This window comes from Konateibacter massiliensis (genome assembly GCF_900184995.1).
Classification (GTDB): domain Bacteria; phylum Bacillota; class Clostridia; order Lachnospirales; family Lachnospiraceae; genus Lachnotalea; species Lachnotalea massiliensis.
The window spans coordinates 1,377,977-1,393,753 of record NZ_LT860099.1 but is presented as its reverse complement, the minus strand read 5'-3'; the positions used below and the strand labels follow the sequence as shown (position 1 = coordinate 1,393,753).

The window sequence follows — 15,777 nt, the reverse complement described above, 5'->3', positions numbered from 1 at the left end:
CAGAAATATCTGAACCGCCATATTTTTGATTCATGGCAAGTAAAGTTATTTTAACTGCTCCCAGATATCCGGCTTAAAGCCGATTAAAACCGTTGTTTCGGTTACAACCAAGGGACGTTTGACGAGCATGCCGTCGGTGGCGAGCAGATGAAGCTGCTCCTCCTCAGACATGTCTGGCAGCTTGTCTTTAAGCTGCATGGATTTATACAACATTCCGCTTGTATTGAAAAATTTGTGCAGCGGCAGTCCGCTTTTCTCATGCCATTCTTTCAGCTCCTCATAAGTAGGATTGTTTTCTTTAATATGGCGGTCAGTATATTCCATTCCATTGGCATCCAACCATTTTTTTGCCTTTTGACAGGTAGAGCATTTTGGATATTCAACAAACAGCATACGGAGTCCTCTTTTCTGATTAATCTATTATTTTATTTCCATAATTCTACCATGCATGAGCTTTTATGACAAGGAGGCGAGTATGGATTTACTGACAAAGAGAGAATATAGAGGGACTATTAAGAGGTATTTTTGATTAAGAGGGACTATAAAGTTTTGAAATCATAAATTAAAAGTTTATTTATAAAATATTGATAAATTGAATTGACAAATAATAAGCAGAGAATTAGAATGTTGATAAGTGATTGCCATGATAGGTGATTATATGACAAGTTTTTTATATCATAAAAAATTTGAAAACTTTGATAAATGAGGAGGTTATATATGAAAAAGGTTCTTGTTGTAGATGATGCTGTTTTTATGAGATTAACCATTAAGACATCATTAGAAAAAAATGGTTTTCAAGTTGTGGGGGAAGCAGGTGATGGGAGAGAAGCAGTCGAAAAATTTGCGATTTTAAAGCCGGATATTGTTACCCTCGATATTACAATGCCTGAAATGTCAGGGATAGACACACTGAAGGCAATGATACAACTGGACAGAAACGTAAAGGTTATTATGGTTTCTGCCATGGGGCAGGAGGAAAAGGTAAAAGATGCCATTATGAATGGCGCTAAATCGTTTATCGTAAAGCCTTTTAAGGAAGAGCAATTAATAAAGGCATTGGAGAAAATTATTCCAGCATGATGTGATACGAGGAGGTGAAGTTATGTCAGAACAGTATTCGAATGAACCGATGCTGGATATGTTCTTGTTTGAGACTACGCAGCTTATTGAACAGCTAGAGCAAATTATACTTGCCAGTGAAAAAGGAAGCTGCTTTTCCGCCGATGCTATTAACGAGATATTTAGAATTATGCATACGATTAAGGGTTCTGCTGCCATGATGATGTTTACATCTGTCTCTGTGCTGGCGCATTCCATGGAAGATGTATTTTATTATTTGCGAGAAGAAAATCCTGAGATAATTGATTGTTCCAAGCTTTCGGACCTAGTGCTGGAAGGAGTCGATTGTCTGAAAGAAGACGTAGATAAGATAAAGAGGGGGGAGGACATCTCCGCCAATCCTGAGGAATTAATCGATAGGATAAAAGCATTTTTAACAATTCTAAAAACAGAAAATAATAGCAGTACATTAAAAAAAGAAAGTTCAGCGGCAGAGCCGCTTCAATATTATATCAGGCAAGATAAAAATATAGTTGCGGTATATAGAAACATGTATAGGGCTATTGTGTATTTTGAAGAGGGTTGTGAAATGGAAAATATACGTGCATATACCATTATTCATAACCTGGAAGATATTACAACCGAGTTTTATTTTTTGCCGGAGGACATTATTGATAGTGATGATGCCGCCCCTGCTATACGCAAGGAAGGCTTTAAAATTTATTTAAAATCAGACGAGCCTTATGATAAAATCCATGAGTTCTTCATGCAAACCATATTTCTAAAGGATTTGGAACTGACACAATTAGAGAAGGAAGAAGAATGGAACGAAGCTTATGAGAAGAAGCAGTCAGCAGAAGGATTGTTAAATAATATACAAAGCAGTCCGATTAAAATGCCGCAAGTTTCTTCTAAATCCGGCGAGGATAATGAAAAGGAAAAACAAGCATCCGGTTCCAAAAGCCTTATTAGCGTTAGCATACCGAAACTGGACAAATTGATGGATTTAGTCGGTGAAATGGTAATTGCGGAATCGATGGTGATACAAAACCCTGATTTGCAGGGACTTGAAATTGATAATTTTTATAAGGCGGCAAGGCAATTAAACAAAATAACGAGTGAAATACAAGACATTGTAATGTCCATTCGGATGGTTCCTCTATCCGCTACCTTTATTAAAATGCATAGAGTGGTAAGAGATATGTGCAAGAATTTAGGAAAGGAGGTTGAACTTGATATTATTGGTGAAGAGACAGAGGTAGATAAGAATATTATCGAACATATTTCGGATCCGTTAATGCATCTGGTAAGAAATGCGGTAGACCATGGAATAGAGCCTATGAAAGATAGAGCTTCACTTCATAAGCCTCCAAAAGGAACGATAACAATAGAGGCAAAAAATGCAGGAAGTGATGTTTTAATTATTATTAAGGATGACGGAAAAGGTTTGGACAAAGAAAAAATTCTGGCGAAAGCAAGAAAGAGTGATTTGTTATATAAAAGAGAAGAGGATATGTCAGATAAGGAAATTTATAATCTTATTTTACTGCCAGGTTTTTCTACGAAGGAAGATGTATCTGAATATTCGGGACGCGGAGTAGGGATGGATGTAGTGTCCAAGAATATTGAGTCGATTGGCGGCATTGTATCGGTAGAGAGCACTGCCGGAAAGGGTACTACGATAACGTTAAAAATACCATTAACCTTAGCGATTATAGATGGAATGAACATAAAAGTAGGGGACGCTTGTTATACCTTGCCAACCATAGCCATTAAAGAGTCTTTTAGACCAAGAGAAGAGGATCTTATAACCGATCCGAATAACAATGAGATGATAATGGTGAGAGGAAATTGCTATCCCATTTTACGATTGCATGCGATACATAGGATAAGAAGTAGTGTCACAGATTTTACAGAAGGAATTTTTATCATGATAGAGCAGGAGGAAGGAGGTATTTGTCTCTTTGTAGATGAACTGTTAGGACAGCAGCAGGTCGTAGTAAAAACATTACCGGAATATATTCAAAACTTTAAAAAGATAAAAGGATTGTCAGGCTGTACCCTGTTAGGAAATGGAAGGATTAGCTTAATACTTGATGTTACCCAACTGATTGCGATGTAGAGAGGTTTGATGATGCCGTAAAGGGAGATGAGAATATGGATCATACCACAGAATTTTATGAAGAAAGAGAAGAAGACACTCAAAAAGGAAGATTTTTGACCTTCTCCTTAGATAAGGAAAGCTATGGAATAGAAATTGACTATGTAACGGAGATTATAGGCATTCAGGAAATTACAGCAATACCGGAGCTTCCGGAATATGTAAGAGGTATTATTAATTTAAGAGGAAAAATTATACCGATTATGGATGTCAGAATCAGATTTAAAAAAGAACCCAGAGACTATAATGACAGGACTTGCGTTATAGTTGTGGATATTCAAAATGTATTAATTGGTATTGTTGTAGACAGAGTTTCCGAGGTATTAAAAATTGCGGAAGAGGATATTGTAGAGCCGCCTCAGGTAAACCACAGATTTCATAATAGGTATGTAAAAAATATAGGAAAAGTAGGAAGTCAAATTCTTCTGTTGCTGGATTGTGAGAAGCTATTAACAGAGAATGAGTTAGAAGATATAAGCATGGCGATGTAAGATAAAATGAAACTTAATCCACATACGAGGAGGAGCTACGATATGAAATGGTTTTATAATATAAAAATTCGTTCTAAACTTATTATTTGCTTTATAGTTCTTGCAATTTTTACTGGTATTGTCGGAATCGTTGGTATTAGCAATATGAATACAATTAATAGCAGAAGTGAAAAGATGTATAACAGCAATTTTATTCCGGTACGAGACCTCAAGACGATACAAATTAATCTACAGGATATCAGAGCCAATCATGTTCTGGCTGTTTATGAGCAAGATCCCTCAATCTTTGCTGATAGACAGAACAAAGTAAATGAATTGACAGATGCAAGTGAGGCGCTTCTTTCGGAATATGGAAAAACCATAGTAAAAGGCAGTGAAAACGAGACGTTATATAACGATGTTATGAGTACTCTTGAGACCTATGAGATACTGCGTGATGAAAACTTAGAATTAGTTAAGGATCAGAAATATAAGGAGGCTTTAGATTCCTTAGCTACTGTAACAGAGGCAAGAATTCATTCGGACGAAGCATTACAAAAATTAGTAGACTCCAATACTAAAATGGCTGAATTGGCGATAGAGGAGAATGCTCAAAACTTTTCCAGACAAACGGCAGTTGTGAGTGCTGTTATTTTGGTAGGCGTTATCATAGCTATTTTATTCGGATTGATTCTTTCCAGTATAATAAGCAGGCAGCTTAATAAGCTGATGGTAGTAGCAGATGCAGTAGCAGACGGAAATCTGGACGTTTCCGTAGATATAGAATCCAAGGATGAAATAGGTATTTTAGGGGCTGCATTTAAACGAATGAATAATACGCTGAATGATGTAATGTCCAATATTAATTCTGCGGCAGAGCAAGTAAGAACGGGAGCAAGGCAGGTATCGGATTCCAGTATAGCACTCTCTCAAGGAGCAACAGAGCAGGCAAGTTCTGTAGAAGAACTAACGGCATCGTTAGAAGAAATATCATCTCAAACAAAATTAAATGCGAATAATGCAAACCAAGCCAATGAGCTGGCAGGAGGAGCGAAATCTCGTGCAGAGCATGGCAATGTACAAATGCAGGAAATGCTTGAGGCAATGGAAGAAATTAATGAATCATCGAGTAATATATTCAAAATTATAAAGGTAATTGATGATATTGCATTCCAGACAAATATTTTAGCACTCAATGCCGCTGTGGAAGCAGCGAGAGCAGGACAGCACGGAAAGGGCTTTGCAGTAGTTGCGGAAGAGGTAAGAACCCTCGCAGCTCGTTCCGCAAAAGCAGCAAAAGAAACAACAGATATGATAGAAGGCTCTATAAAAAAGGTAGAGAGCGGAACAAAGATTGCAAAAGAAACAGCGATTTCTTTAACGGAAATTGTTGAAGAGATTGACAAGGTAGCTGTTTTTGTAGAGGACATTGCAACAGCTTCCAATGAACAAGCTCTCGGAATCGGACAAATTAATCAGGGAATTATGCAAGTGTCTGATGTAGTGCAAACGAATTCTGCAACCTCAGAAGAGAGTGCCGCAGCAAGCGAAGAATTGTCAAGTCAGGCAGAGCTTCTAAAAGATATGGTAAGCAAATTCAAATTAAGAAACAGCAGCAAAGATTATCCGAAATACGATGAATTTAATCCGGAAGTACTTAAAATGCTTGATGATATGTCAGATAAAAAAAGAAATAACACATCTTCCTCATCGAAACAAAGCATAGCATTAAGCGATACCGAGTTTGGAAAATATTAGTGCTATGTTAGAAGGGACGATGAATGAAACCAATCACAGAGAAAGAGTACACTCAATTAGCAGAGTATATACGCAATAATTACGGCATTAACTTAAAAGAAGAGAAAAAGACATTGGTGACAGGAAGATTAAATAATGTGCTAATTCAGTATGGGTTTGAAAGTTTTACAGAGTATTATGATTTTCTCATGAGAGATAAATCGGGAGAAGGCGTAAAAACCTTACTAAATAAAATTACAACAAACCATACCTTCTTTATGAGAGAGGTCAACCATTTTTACTATTTTAGGGATTACACACTTCCGATGCTAAAAGAAAAAGTCACAGATAAAGATCTCAGGATATGGAGTGCAGGCTGCTCTTCAGGGGAAGAACCGTATACGTTGGCAATGCTTATAGATGAGTATTTGGGAAAAGACGCACTATTGTGGGATGCTAAAATTTTGGCAACTGACATATCCAGCTTTGCATTGGATAAGGCAAAAAAGGGGATTTACACCAATGAGGAGGTACATCCCCTTCCTCCCGCATGGAAATTAAATTACTTAAAAAAGATGGACCATAACCATTTTGTCATAACAGATAAAATAAAAAAGGAAATCATTTATCGAAAGTTTAACTTAATGGAAGAAACCTTTCCGTTTAAACGTAAATTTCATGTGATCTTTTGCCGCAATGTAATGATATATTTTGACGTAAATACCAAAAGAAATCTGATACAAAAATTTTATGAATCTTTGGAATATGGAGGCTACTTATTTATCGGTCATTCCGAAACAATCGATCGAGATGAGTCACCATTTAAATATGTCATTCCATCTGTATATAGAAAGGGAGAAAAAATATAAAGTAAAACTTAATTCAGATGGGGGCTTTACAGCTGGTAGTCATCAGCTAAATCACCATCAATGGATGGGGTGAGGTGTATAAGTGGAACAAGGAAAAAAGATTCGTGTTTTGATAGTAGATGACAGCATAATATTCAGAGAAATATTGGCAAGAGGACTTTCGACTGACAGCGATATAGAGGTGGTTGGCGTAGCACAAGATCCCTTTGAGGCAAGAGATAAAATATTAGAATATCATCCGGATGTTATGACCTGTGATGTAGAAATGCCAAAAATGAACGGTATCGAATTTGTGAAACGATTACTGCCGCAATATCCTCTGCCGGTTATTATGGTTAGTGCCCTAAATACATCTGTGTTCGATGCTCTGGATTCAGGGGCAGTTGATTTTGTAGCCAAACCGGATTTGATGGTAGTAAAGAACGTAGAATATTTTATAATGGAAATGATTCAAAAAGTGAAAATTGCCTCATATGCCAAAGTGCTTCCCTCTAAAACAAGCGTTGCGTCTCCTAAGCTAATAAGAAATTTTAGTCAAAATACAGAAAAGATAATTGCGATAGGAGCCTCCACGGGGGGAACAGAGGCGATTTATACTATTTTAAAACAACTGCCGAAAAACTTACCCGGAATTGTTATTGTACAGCATATTCCTCCTGTATTTTCTGCAATGTTTGCGGAGAGGCTGCATTCTTCTACTAATCTTAAAGTAAAAGAGGCGAAGACGGGAGATTATTTGGAGGCAGGACAGGCTCTTTTGGCCCCTGGAGATAAGCATATGAAGGTAAAAAAGATGGGGGATAGATACAAGATAGAATGTTTGGAAGGAGAAAAAGTCAACGGACATTGTCCTTCTGTTGATATACTGTTTGAATCTGTTGCAAAGGAAGGAAAAGATAAGGCGATTGGAATTATTCTGACAGGAATGGGATACGATGGAGCCAAAGGGCTTCTAAGCATGAGGCGAAGCGGAGCCAGAACCATAGGACAGGATGAAGCAACCAGTGTGGTATACGGAATGCCGAAGGTAGCTTATAATATTGGAGCAGTAGAACGGCAGGTTCCACTTAAGAATATAGCCGGTACAATATGCTCTTTCTTGGAGTAGAGAAGACAATGGAAAAAGTAGTGGGAATTGGAGAATATATTATATCAAATCGAAAAGAGGATTTTATTTCTACCTATGCACTTTCTTCTTGTGTGGCAGTGGTTGCGTATTGTCCATTAAAGAGTGTAGCGGGTATGCTGCATATTGCGTTGCCCTATCCGCCAAAAGAAGAGGGGCGTATAGAGCGTCCAGGGTATTATGCAACAACAGGGCTTCCGGCTATGCTTCATCAAATGTGCTATGAATACGGATGCAAAAAAGAAGAACTTATTATCAGTATATATGGAGGGGCAGATTCCATTTATGAAGATGTATTTAAAATAGGAGAAAAAAATGTAGAGGTAGTTAAACTGATACTAAAAGATTTGCATCTCTCTTATGCAGTGGAAGAAACAAGAGGGTATATAAGCCGCACGTTACACCTTAACGTGGAGGAAGGAAAAGTATTAGTGACAACCCAACCAATTAAAATATAAAAGTGAGGTGTTTGTAATGTATCATAATATACTGCCCGATGACAATATAAAAAATGCAGCGGCGACCTTATCTTGTATTGGGGATGGTATTATATCAACGGATCTAGAGGGTAACATTACTTACATGAATCATAAGGCAGAAGAAATTACAGATATAAATATGAGTGAGGCTATCGGAAAAGCATTTGATCATATTTTTATTTTTATGCATGGAGAAACAAAAGAAAGGGTAGAAAGCCCTATCAACGACGCAATAATCAATGACCGGATTGCAGGTCTCGTCCATGATACAATTATCATAACAAAAAGTGAAGCTAAAAAATATGTTTCAGCTACCTGTTCCCCTGTAAAAAATGCAGAAGAGATGATCATTGGTACAGTTTTAGTATTGCGTGATATTACAAGACTGAAGTATCTAGAGAAGGAACATATACATGAAAAAGAAAACTTACTCTCTATTTTTAATTATGCTCCTGTGGGAATGGTAATGCTGGATGAAGAATACTACATTACAAAGGTCAATGAAATTGCCTTGGAATATGTAAACGGAACAAGAGATTGGATGTTAGGAAAATATTTTGGCAATAGCTTTTCCTGTGAAGGAAGTAGAGATAACAGCCTTGGATGCGGTTATGGACCGAAATGCACGGACTGTCAGCTTAGAAAAGGAATTACGTTAGCAATACGACAGGGACAGGGAACCGGCAAGATAGAGTTACATAAGACGTTAATAGTAGACAATAAGAGAAAAGAATTTTGGTTTAAGGCAAGCATTACTCCGCTTTCGCAAGAAGGAGTAAAGAATGCAGTTATAACTCTTGTGGATATTACGGATTTAAAGCAATCAGAGAAGAATTTAATATCAGCCAAGGAAGCAGCAGAAGCCGCAAATAAGGCAAAGAGTGAATTTTTAGCAAATATGAGTCATGAAATAAGAACGCCTATTAATGGAATTGTGGGAATGATTGATTTAACGCTGCTGACAGAGTTAAACTATGAGCAAACAGATAATTTAACAACAGCAAAAGGCTGTGCCAATGCACTGTTAAAAATTATAAATGATGTTTTAGACTTCTCTAAAATGGAGGCGGGAAAGTTATCCATAGATAATGTGAGCTTTGATTTAAAAGAAGTCATAGAAGAAATCGTGAAAATACATGCTCCTAAGATGGAAAGTAAAGGCCTTGATTTTATTTATAGTTATTCTTCCAATCTTCCTCAAGTTTTAATCGGAGATCCGATGAGACTTCGCCAAATTATAAACAATCTCATCAGTAACGGTATAAAATTTACGGAGGAAGGAAGTATCAGCCTTTCCATTACCAGTAGGGCTTTAGAAGGGCAAGTGGAATTAAAATTTGAAGTATCGGATACAGGAATTGGAATTGATGATAACAATATAGAGAAATTATTTAAAAGCTTTAGCCAGGTAGAGGATTATAAAACCAAAAATTATAGTGGTACAGGGCTTGGGCTGGCAATATCGAAAAGTTTAGTGGAGATGATGGGAGGAAGAATTGGGGTAGAAAGCGAAAAAGGAATGGGTAGTACGTTTTATTTCTATTTAACTTTTAAGCAAGAAGGCAGCCTGAAGAAAAAGGATGCCGAAGAACCGGTATTTTTAAAACCGACGAAACCGGTTCATATTCTTATGGTAGAAGATGATAAAATCAATCAAAAAGTCATTTTAAAAATGCTTCTTAAAAATGGATATGAAGTAGATGTAGCGAGCAATGGAAGGGAAGCATTGGAACTTTTTCAGATTGAAAAATATGATATTATCCTAATGGATATTCAAATGCCTGAAATGAATGGAGTTGAGGTGACAAGGAAAATCAAGGAACTCGAAATAGGACAGGCAAAGCAAACGCCAATTATTGCGATTACTGCCTATACCTTACTTGGTGACAGGGAGAGATTCTTGAGCCTTGGAATGGATGGATATCTGCCAAAGCCAATTCAAATGGGGGAATTGTACGATACCATTCATAGGTTCACGAGGGAGGAGGATTGGTATATTCTTCCTCAAAAAAGTGATATATCTTATCCTGACATTAAAGAAGTCTTAGATGAAATATCTGAAAATATACCTACAATAGCGCTGGCAATAGAAAAGGAGGATTTTGCCTGCATAGAGGCGACGGCACATAAGATAAAAAATCTTGCAATAGAAATAGATGCATTGGATATAAAAGATTTGGCATTTCGAATAGAACTGGCGATAAGACGGGGAAATTTAGAGGAGGCTAAAAATTGCAGAGTGGAATTACAAAATTGTTTTCATAACCAGTGCTATCATGCAGGATATTGACCGATATAAGAGAATAAAAAATAAGGAAGAAAGAAGGAGAGAGAGATGAGGATATTAGTGGCCGAGGATGATTTTGTAAGTCGTAAATTCATATATAAGGTTCTTTCTCAATACGGAGAGTGTGACTTGGTAGTGGATGGACTGGAAGCGCTGGATGCCTTTTTAATGTCTATGAAAGACAAAAATCCATATCAGCTCATATGCCTTGACATCATGATGCCTAAAGTAGATGGGGTTAAGGTGTTAAAGAATATCAGGGACTACGAGGAACAAAAGGAAGTGGAGCCTGAAAATCGCTCTAAGATTATTATGACGACCGCCTTGGCAGAAACGCAGTTTGTTCAGGAGGCCTTTGAGATTGGATGTAATGCTTATGCAGCGAAGCCAATTGATATAGGGAAGTTCGAAGAGGTTTTGGAGAAGTTAGGGATAACAAAAGAGAAATAAAGAAACAGGGGGCTGTTGCTCAATGACTGAAAATCAGTCGTTTTGCAATAGCCCTCATGAATGAGCAGCCCTCCTTTTGTAATGTATTATTTGGCTTTAGTTAAGATTAAATTGTGTTATAGCGGAATTGATAATATAATAGAAGAGCAAATGTAAAGCAATTTATAAAAAATAGTTGGATAGGAAAAAATATGAAAAAGAGAATAACAACACTATTGCTCTGTGTAATTATTGTAGTATTAATATTTGTAGCATTTAATTATCAACATACATCTTCTAAGAGGCCTCAAAATTATACCGAATTATCACAAATACAAAGCACAATTGATAAAGATAATGATGGAATTGATGACCAAACAGATATACTTAAAAATGCATTAGCATATGTTGATACACACCCAAAATATAAAAGTAAATATTATGAAACGGGATATCCGGATGATCATTATGGCGTATGTACAGACGTTGTTGCATTGGCTTTGAAAAATTCAGGTTACGATTTACAAATTCTTTTAGAAAAGGATGTAAATGAATATCCTGAAAATTATGATATTGATGAGCCAGATTCTAATATTGATTTTAGACGTGTAAAAAATTTGTATGTATATTTTCAGAACAATACAATTAATCTAACAACGGATGTTAATGATTATGAAGAATGGCAAGGAGGAGACATTGTTGTTTTCAAGCATCATATAGGAATAGTATCTGACAGAAGAAATTCTAATCATGTACCATATGTGATTCATCATAACGATTGTTGGCAGAAAAAATATGAAGAAGATATTTTAGAAAAAAGAACAGATATTATTGGACATTTTAGAATATCTGAATAAATGTTAATAATGCATTAGTATGATTAAGTCCGTTAATTACCGGACTTTTTTTGTTCAGGGCAAGCGAAGCCGTTCTGCTCGGACATGTCTGGCAACTTGTCTTTAGACTGCATAGATTTATATAACAATCTAGTAAATCTATTTGACTGAACGGTGATACATTATTTGGTTTCGGTTAAGATTAAATTGCGTTATAGCGGGATTGATAATATAATAGGGGAGTAACTGTAAAGGTATGGAACAGTTATAAGGTAGCTTTTAAATAGTGGAAGATAGAGAGGATATTATGAAAAAAGGACAAGTTTACGAAGGAATAGTGGAAAAAGTTCAGTTTCCGAATAAGGGAATTATTGCGGTTGAGGATAAAAAGGTAATTGTGAAAAATGCAGTCGAAGGCCAGAAACTTCGATTTTCTATAAATAAAATCAGAAAGGGACGCGGCGAGGGTAGAGTTCTTGAGGTTCTTGAAAAGTCCCCGCTTGAGCTGGATTCACCGACCTGTATTCACTTTGGAAGCTGCGGCGGTTGTACTTACCAGAATATTTCCTATGAGGAGCAGCTTAAGCTGAAGGAGCGTCAGGTAAAGGAGCTACTTGATTCTGTTATCAAGGATGAGTATGTATTTGAGGGGATTAAGAGAAGCCCGAAGCAGTTCGGCTACCGAAATAAGATGGAATATTCTTTTGGTGACGAGGTTAAGGATGGACCATTGATGCTCGGAATGCACAAAAGAGGAAGCTTTCACGATATTGTGACCGTATCGGACTGCCAGATTGTGGATAAAGATTACAATCGGATATTAGCCTGTTCATTAAATTATTTTAAGGAGAAAGGCATTGACTTTTATCATAAGATGAGTCATAAGGGATATTTGCGTCACCTTCTGGTTAGACGAGGCGAACAGACATCAGAGCTTTTGATTAATTTGGTGACAAGCTCTCAGGAAGAGTATGATTTAAAGGAATTTGCAGAGGCGCTTTTAAGGCTTGAGCTGGACGGAAACATTGTAGGAATTCTCCACACGGTGAATGACAGTCTTGCGGATGTGGTAAAAAGTGATGAGACGTTCATTTTATATGGACAAGATTATTTTTATGAGAAGCTATTGGGATTGAAATTTAAGATATCACCGTTTTCCTTTTTCCAGACAAATTCCCTTGGTGCGGAGGTGCTTTACGACACAGCGAGAGAATATGTGGGAACGACGCAGGACAAGACGATATTTGACCTATACAGCGGAACCGGAACGATTGCCCAGATGCTTGCCCCGGTTGCCAAAAAGGTAGTAGGTGTGGAAATCGTGGAGGAAGCGGTAGAAGCGGCAAGAGTGAATGCGAAACTGAATGAGCTGGATAACTGCGAGTTTATTGCGGGGGATGTTTTAAAAGTTATCGATTCGATTGAGGATAAACCCGACCTGATTGTATTGGATCCTCCGAGAGATGGAATACATCCGAAGGCGCTGGATAAGATTATTGCGTATGGTGTGGATCGATTAGTCTACATCTCTTGTAAGCCAACCAGTCTTGTGAGGGACTTGGAGGTGTTGTTGGAGAGAGGGTATCAGGTGGAGAAGGCTGTGGCTGTAGATATGTTTGCTGGTACGGCGAATGTTGAGTCGGTGATTCTGATGCAGTATTGTGGTGAAAAGAAGAAAAATTAAGGTTTGACCACAAGATGTTGTGGTTTGAGAGTGAAATTTGGGCTAAAAATGGCTGGTTTTTGAGCGGTTTTTGGCCCTATTTTTTTGCCGTTTTCATAGATGCACAGGGCAAAAAAACGGAATTTATGGCCAGGTTTTAATTTTTAGCAAGAGGAGGGAAGAGGAAAAGAGTAGAACTCTGATTACCAAAAACAATCAAAAATCAATCTGACGGAATGCAGATGAAAATGTAAAGCAGAACTTATTTTATAAAAAAGTAGGTTCTGCTTTTTTTATTGGAAGGAGCAAAGCATGGGAAAATTTTTCTGTAACAATACACCATCTGAATTTTGGGAGAGACAGATGCAGCAGCCACCCAACTACAGACCAAGAGGTCATGGAGTTCAGATTATAAGTGAACAGGAGTGGAGAAGCAGAGGAAGCTATAGTGAGATTGTAGATATCGTCATCAGCAGGATGCAGATGGAGTATCTGAAAAGGCGATTAGAAGAAATCTTTTCTGTAACAGAAAAAGAACTGATTTTTCTAAACAGCAGGTTTGCAAGAAATACCGTGGATTCCTTGATTACGATACGAAAACTGAAGGAAAAGAATGTTGCGGTGGTATTTGAAAAGGAAGGGATCAACACCTTAGACGGAACAGGAGAAATACTGATTACCATCTTAAGCAGTTTAGCCCAGGAGGAAAGCCGGAACATCAGTGAAAATACAAGATGGGGTGTCGTAAGAAAGTTTGAGAACGGAAAACTAATTGTCAACCATAAAAAATTTATGGGATATACGAAAAACGCAGAGGGAGAACTGGTCATCGTACCAGAAGAAGCAGAGATTGTAAAACTGATATTTCGTCTTTATCTGGAGGGAAGCAGCTGCCGAAAAATAGCCAGGCATTTAGAGGAAAAAGGAATTAAGACGGTTACCGGAAGGGATAATTGGCAGACTACGGTAATTGAAAAAATGATTCGAAATGAAAAATACATGGGAGATGCCTTACTGCAGAAAACATATACAGTGGATTTTATGACGAAACGCAAGGTTATCAATAAAGGAATCGTACCGCAATACTATGTCGAAGATAACCATGAACCCATTATACCAAAGGAACTTTTTTACCGGGTGCAGGAAGAAATTATGCGCAGAGCGTCCATGTGCAAATCAGCAGAGACAAGAAGGAAAAATAAAAAAAGTAAATATTCGTCAACCTATGCACTGACTGCCATCTTAATCTGCGGAAAATGCGGTCATGAATACCGGAGGGTAACCTGGGCAAGAAATGGGAAAAAGAAGGTTGTATGGAGATGCACTAACCGATTGGAAAATGGTGTCAAGAGTTGCGGGAATTCTGAGACGCTGGAAGAGGGGGCATTAAACAGAGCTGTTATGGAAGCGATACATAAGATAGCAAGCAATGACGGAGACTTTGTAGGAGCTTTTCGGCAGAATGTCATAAGGGTGCTAGGAAGTTATGGACAAAGCAAAGAACCAGATGAATACGATGCTAAAATCAAGGAAAAGCAGGACGAGATGACAGCACTAATTGCAGAGAATGCTATGAAAGGTTCTTACAGTGATGAGTTTGACAAACGGTATCAGAAAATAGCGGAAGAAATCAAGGTTTTAAAAGATGAGCAAATGGAGACAAAACGAAAAAAAAGATTGGAAGAGAGCTATGAGCAGCGGATCAAGGATATGGATAATTTCATACAAAACAATACCTGCAATATACCGGAGTTTGATAATGACCTTGTGAGGAGATTAATCAGTAATATCAAGGTAGTCTCTGCAGATAAGTTACAAATACAGTTTAAATCGGGAATCTGTATGGAGCAGATTATCAGATACGATTAAAAGGCAGGAATGGTAATAAATATAGATAAAAGTTGTTCCCGCCAATTTATGGTAAGAATAAAATGCCTGGGATAGACTGGGCGTTTTATTGTTGGCGTAAGAGGCGGAACAGAGGTAACTTCGTTAGGTCATCTGAAGTTAGAAATTGTATTTACACAGAACGTAGGTTCTGGTATAATAAAAGATAAGATAAAAGTAAATAATGAAGGCGAGTTATAGGATGTTGGCTGTTGGGTCAGCTTATTTAGCTTATAATAAAAATACGGGGTAAATGAATGGATATCTTCAAGAAATATTATGATGGGTGGACAGATGAAACACATGAAGAGAGAAAAAGTAAATATAAAGAAATTGGTGAGAAAGTCTTTTCTTTTTTTCAAGACAAAGCTACCGCAGCGGGGTTTGAGGAAAGAGATGGGCAGTGGGATATGGCATGTGAAATAGTGGATGGGGTAAAAGAGAAAAAACATGTATTGGTTGAAGCTGGGGTTGGAATAGGAAAGTCCTTTGCATATATTGTACCGATACTCTACCATCACCAAAAATACCGAAAGCCGATTGCAATTGCAACATCTACAATAGCATTACAGGAACAGTTTTTGGGGGATATTGAAACGATTATGGAAATGCTTAATTATGATCTTGAAGTTATAATTGCTAAAGGTCAAACACATTTTCTTTGTAAAAAGCGTTTTGACGATTTTTTTACTATAAAGTATTTAGCTGAAAATATTGAGCAGCAGGGCATATATGATACGGTTTTAAAATTTGGCTATGAAAGGGCAGACTAGA

At 37.4% G+C, this 15,777-nt stretch carries 14 protein-coding genes; 13 read left to right on the top strand and 1 reads right to left on the bottom strand.

Features of this window, described 5'->3' with window-relative positions; all coding sequences use genetic code 11:
* Positions 1-45 precede the first annotated feature (45 nt).
* Positions 46-393, bottom strand: coding sequence for an arsenate reductase family protein (locus CTY48_RS12220; protein WP_099468762.1), 348 nt, complete (start codon positions 391-393; stop codon positions 46-48).
* Between the two features lie 324 nt (positions 394-717).
* On the opposite strand from CTY48_RS12220, the gene CTY48_RS12215 reads away from it, so the two are divergent.
* The 13 genes from CTY48_RS12215 (at position 718) to CTY48_RS19905 (ending at position 15,776) form a co-directional block, all read left to right on the top strand.
* On the top strand, positions 718-1,080 hold the full coding sequence (locus CTY48_RS12215; RefSeq protein ID WP_099468761.1) for a response regulator: 363 nt from the start codon (positions 718-720) through the stop codon (positions 1,078-1,080).
* Between the two features lie 22 nt (positions 1,081-1,102).
* Positions 1,103-3,181 (top strand): chemotaxis protein CheA, encoded by a 2,079-nt coding sequence (locus CTY48_RS12210; protein WP_099468760.1) that lies wholly within the window; start codon positions 1,103-1,105, stop codon positions 3,179-3,181.
* A gap of 35 nt (positions 3,182-3,216) precedes the next feature.
* Positions 3,217-3,711, top strand: coding sequence for a chemotaxis protein CheW (locus CTY48_RS12205; protein WP_099468759.1), 495 nt, complete (start codon positions 3,217-3,219; stop codon positions 3,709-3,711).
* Positions 3,712-3,753: 42 nt separating this feature from the next.
* Positions 3,754-5,448 (top strand): methyl-accepting chemotaxis protein, encoded by a 1,695-nt coding sequence (locus CTY48_RS12200; protein WP_099468758.1) that lies wholly within the window; start codon positions 3,754-3,756, stop codon positions 5,446-5,448.
* Positions 5,449-5,471: 23 nt separating this feature from the next.
* Entirely contained in the window at positions 5,472-6,296 is an 825-nt protein-coding gene (locus tag CTY48_RS12195) for a CheR family methyltransferase (RefSeq protein ID WP_099468757.1), read from the top strand.
* Between the two features lie 82 nt (positions 6,297-6,378).
* Positions 6,379-7,404, top strand: coding sequence for a protein-glutamate methylesterase/protein-glutamine glutaminase (locus CTY48_RS12190; RefSeq protein ID WP_099468756.1), 1,026 nt, complete (start codon positions 6,379-6,381; stop codon positions 7,402-7,404).
* A gap of 8 nt (positions 7,405-7,412) precedes the next feature.
* Complete coding sequence (locus CTY48_RS12185; protein ID WP_180272723.1) at positions 7,413-7,880, top strand: chemotaxis protein CheD; 468 nt, start codon at positions 7,413-7,415, stop codon at positions 7,878-7,880.
* A 16-nt stretch (positions 7,881-7,896) separates the two neighbouring features.
* The gene (locus tag CTY48_RS12180) at positions 7,897-10,191 is read left to right on the top strand and encodes a hybrid sensor histidine kinase/response regulator (RefSeq protein ID WP_099468754.1); all 2,295 of its coding nucleotides are present in this window, start codon (positions 7,897-7,899) and stop codon (positions 10,189-10,191) included.
* Positions 10,192-10,236: 45 nt separating this feature from the next.
* Positions 10,237-10,638, top strand: a complete 402-nt coding sequence (locus CTY48_RS12175; RefSeq protein ID WP_099468753.1) for a response regulator — start codon at positions 10,237-10,239, stop codon at positions 10,636-10,638.
* A 191-nt stretch (positions 10,639-10,829) separates the two neighbouring features.
* Positions 10,830-11,474 (top strand): DUF1287 domain-containing protein, encoded by a 645-nt coding sequence (locus CTY48_RS12170; protein ID WP_099468752.1) that lies wholly within the window; start codon positions 10,830-10,832, stop codon positions 11,472-11,474.
* Positions 11,475-11,760: 286 nt separating this feature from the next.
* Positions 11,761-13,137, top strand: a complete 1,377-nt coding sequence (gene rlmD, locus CTY48_RS12165; protein ID WP_099468751.1) for a 23S rRNA (uracil(1939)-C(5))-methyltransferase RlmD — start codon at positions 11,761-11,763, stop codon at positions 13,135-13,137.
* A 291-nt stretch (positions 13,138-13,428) separates the two neighbouring features.
* Positions 13,429-14,985 carry a recombinase family protein gene (locus CTY48_RS12160; protein WP_099468750.1) on the top strand — a complete coding sequence of 519 codons (1,557 nt, stop codon included), beginning with the start codon at positions 13,429-13,431 and terminating at the stop codon, positions 14,983-14,985.
* Between the two features lie 275 nt (positions 14,986-15,260).
* Positions 15,261-15,776 carry a DEAD/DEAH box helicase gene (locus tag CTY48_RS19905; protein ID WP_236354912.1) on the top strand — a complete coding sequence of 172 codons (516 nt, stop codon included), beginning with the start codon at positions 15,261-15,263 and terminating at the stop codon, positions 15,774-15,776.
* Position 15,777: the final 1 nt, after the last annotated feature.

Coding starts and splice junctions, on each gene's coding strand:
- CTY48_RS12220 (WP_099468762.1), bottom strand. CDS start 393: ATGCTGTTTGTTGAATATCCAAAATGCTCTACCTGTCAAAAGGCAAAA.
- CTY48_RS12215 (WP_099468761.1), top strand. CDS start 718: ATGAAAAAGGTTCTTGTTGTAGATGATGCTGTTTTTATGAGATTAACC.
- CTY48_RS12210 (WP_099468760.1), top strand. CDS start 1,103: ATGTCAGAACAGTATTCGAATGAACCGATGCTGGATATGTTCTTGTTT.
- CTY48_RS12205 (WP_099468759.1), top strand. CDS start 3,217: ATGGATCATACCACAGAATTTTATGAAGAAAGAGAAGAAGACACTCAA.
- CTY48_RS12200 (WP_099468758.1), top strand. CDS start 3,754: ATGAAATGGTTTTATAATATAAAAATTCGTTCTAAACTTATTATTTGC.
- CTY48_RS12195 (WP_099468757.1), top strand. CDS start 5,472: ATGAAACCAATCACAGAGAAAGAGTACACTCAATTAGCAGAGTATATA.
- CTY48_RS12185 (WP_180272723.1), top strand. CDS start 7,413: ATGGAAAAAGTAGTGGGAATTGGAGAATATATTATATCAAATCGAAAA.
- CTY48_RS12180 (WP_099468754.1), top strand. CDS start 7,897: ATGTATCATAATATACTGCCCGATGACAATATAAAAAATGCAGCGGCG.
- CTY48_RS12175 (WP_099468753.1), top strand. CDS start 10,237: ATGAGGATATTAGTGGCCGAGGATGATTTTGTAAGTCGTAAATTCATA.
- CTY48_RS12170 (WP_099468752.1), top strand. CDS start 10,830: ATGAAAAAGAGAATAACAACACTATTGCTCTGTGTAATTATTGTAGTA.
- rlmD (WP_099468751.1), top strand. CDS start 11,761: ATGAAAAAAGGACAAGTTTACGAAGGAATAGTGGAAAAAGTTCAGTTT.
- CTY48_RS12160 (WP_099468750.1), top strand. CDS start 13,429: ATGGGAAAATTTTTCTGTAACAATACACCATCTGAATTTTGGGAGAGA.
- CTY48_RS19905 (WP_236354912.1), top strand. CDS start 15,261: ATGGATATCTTCAAGAAATATTATGATGGGTGGACAGATGAAACACAT.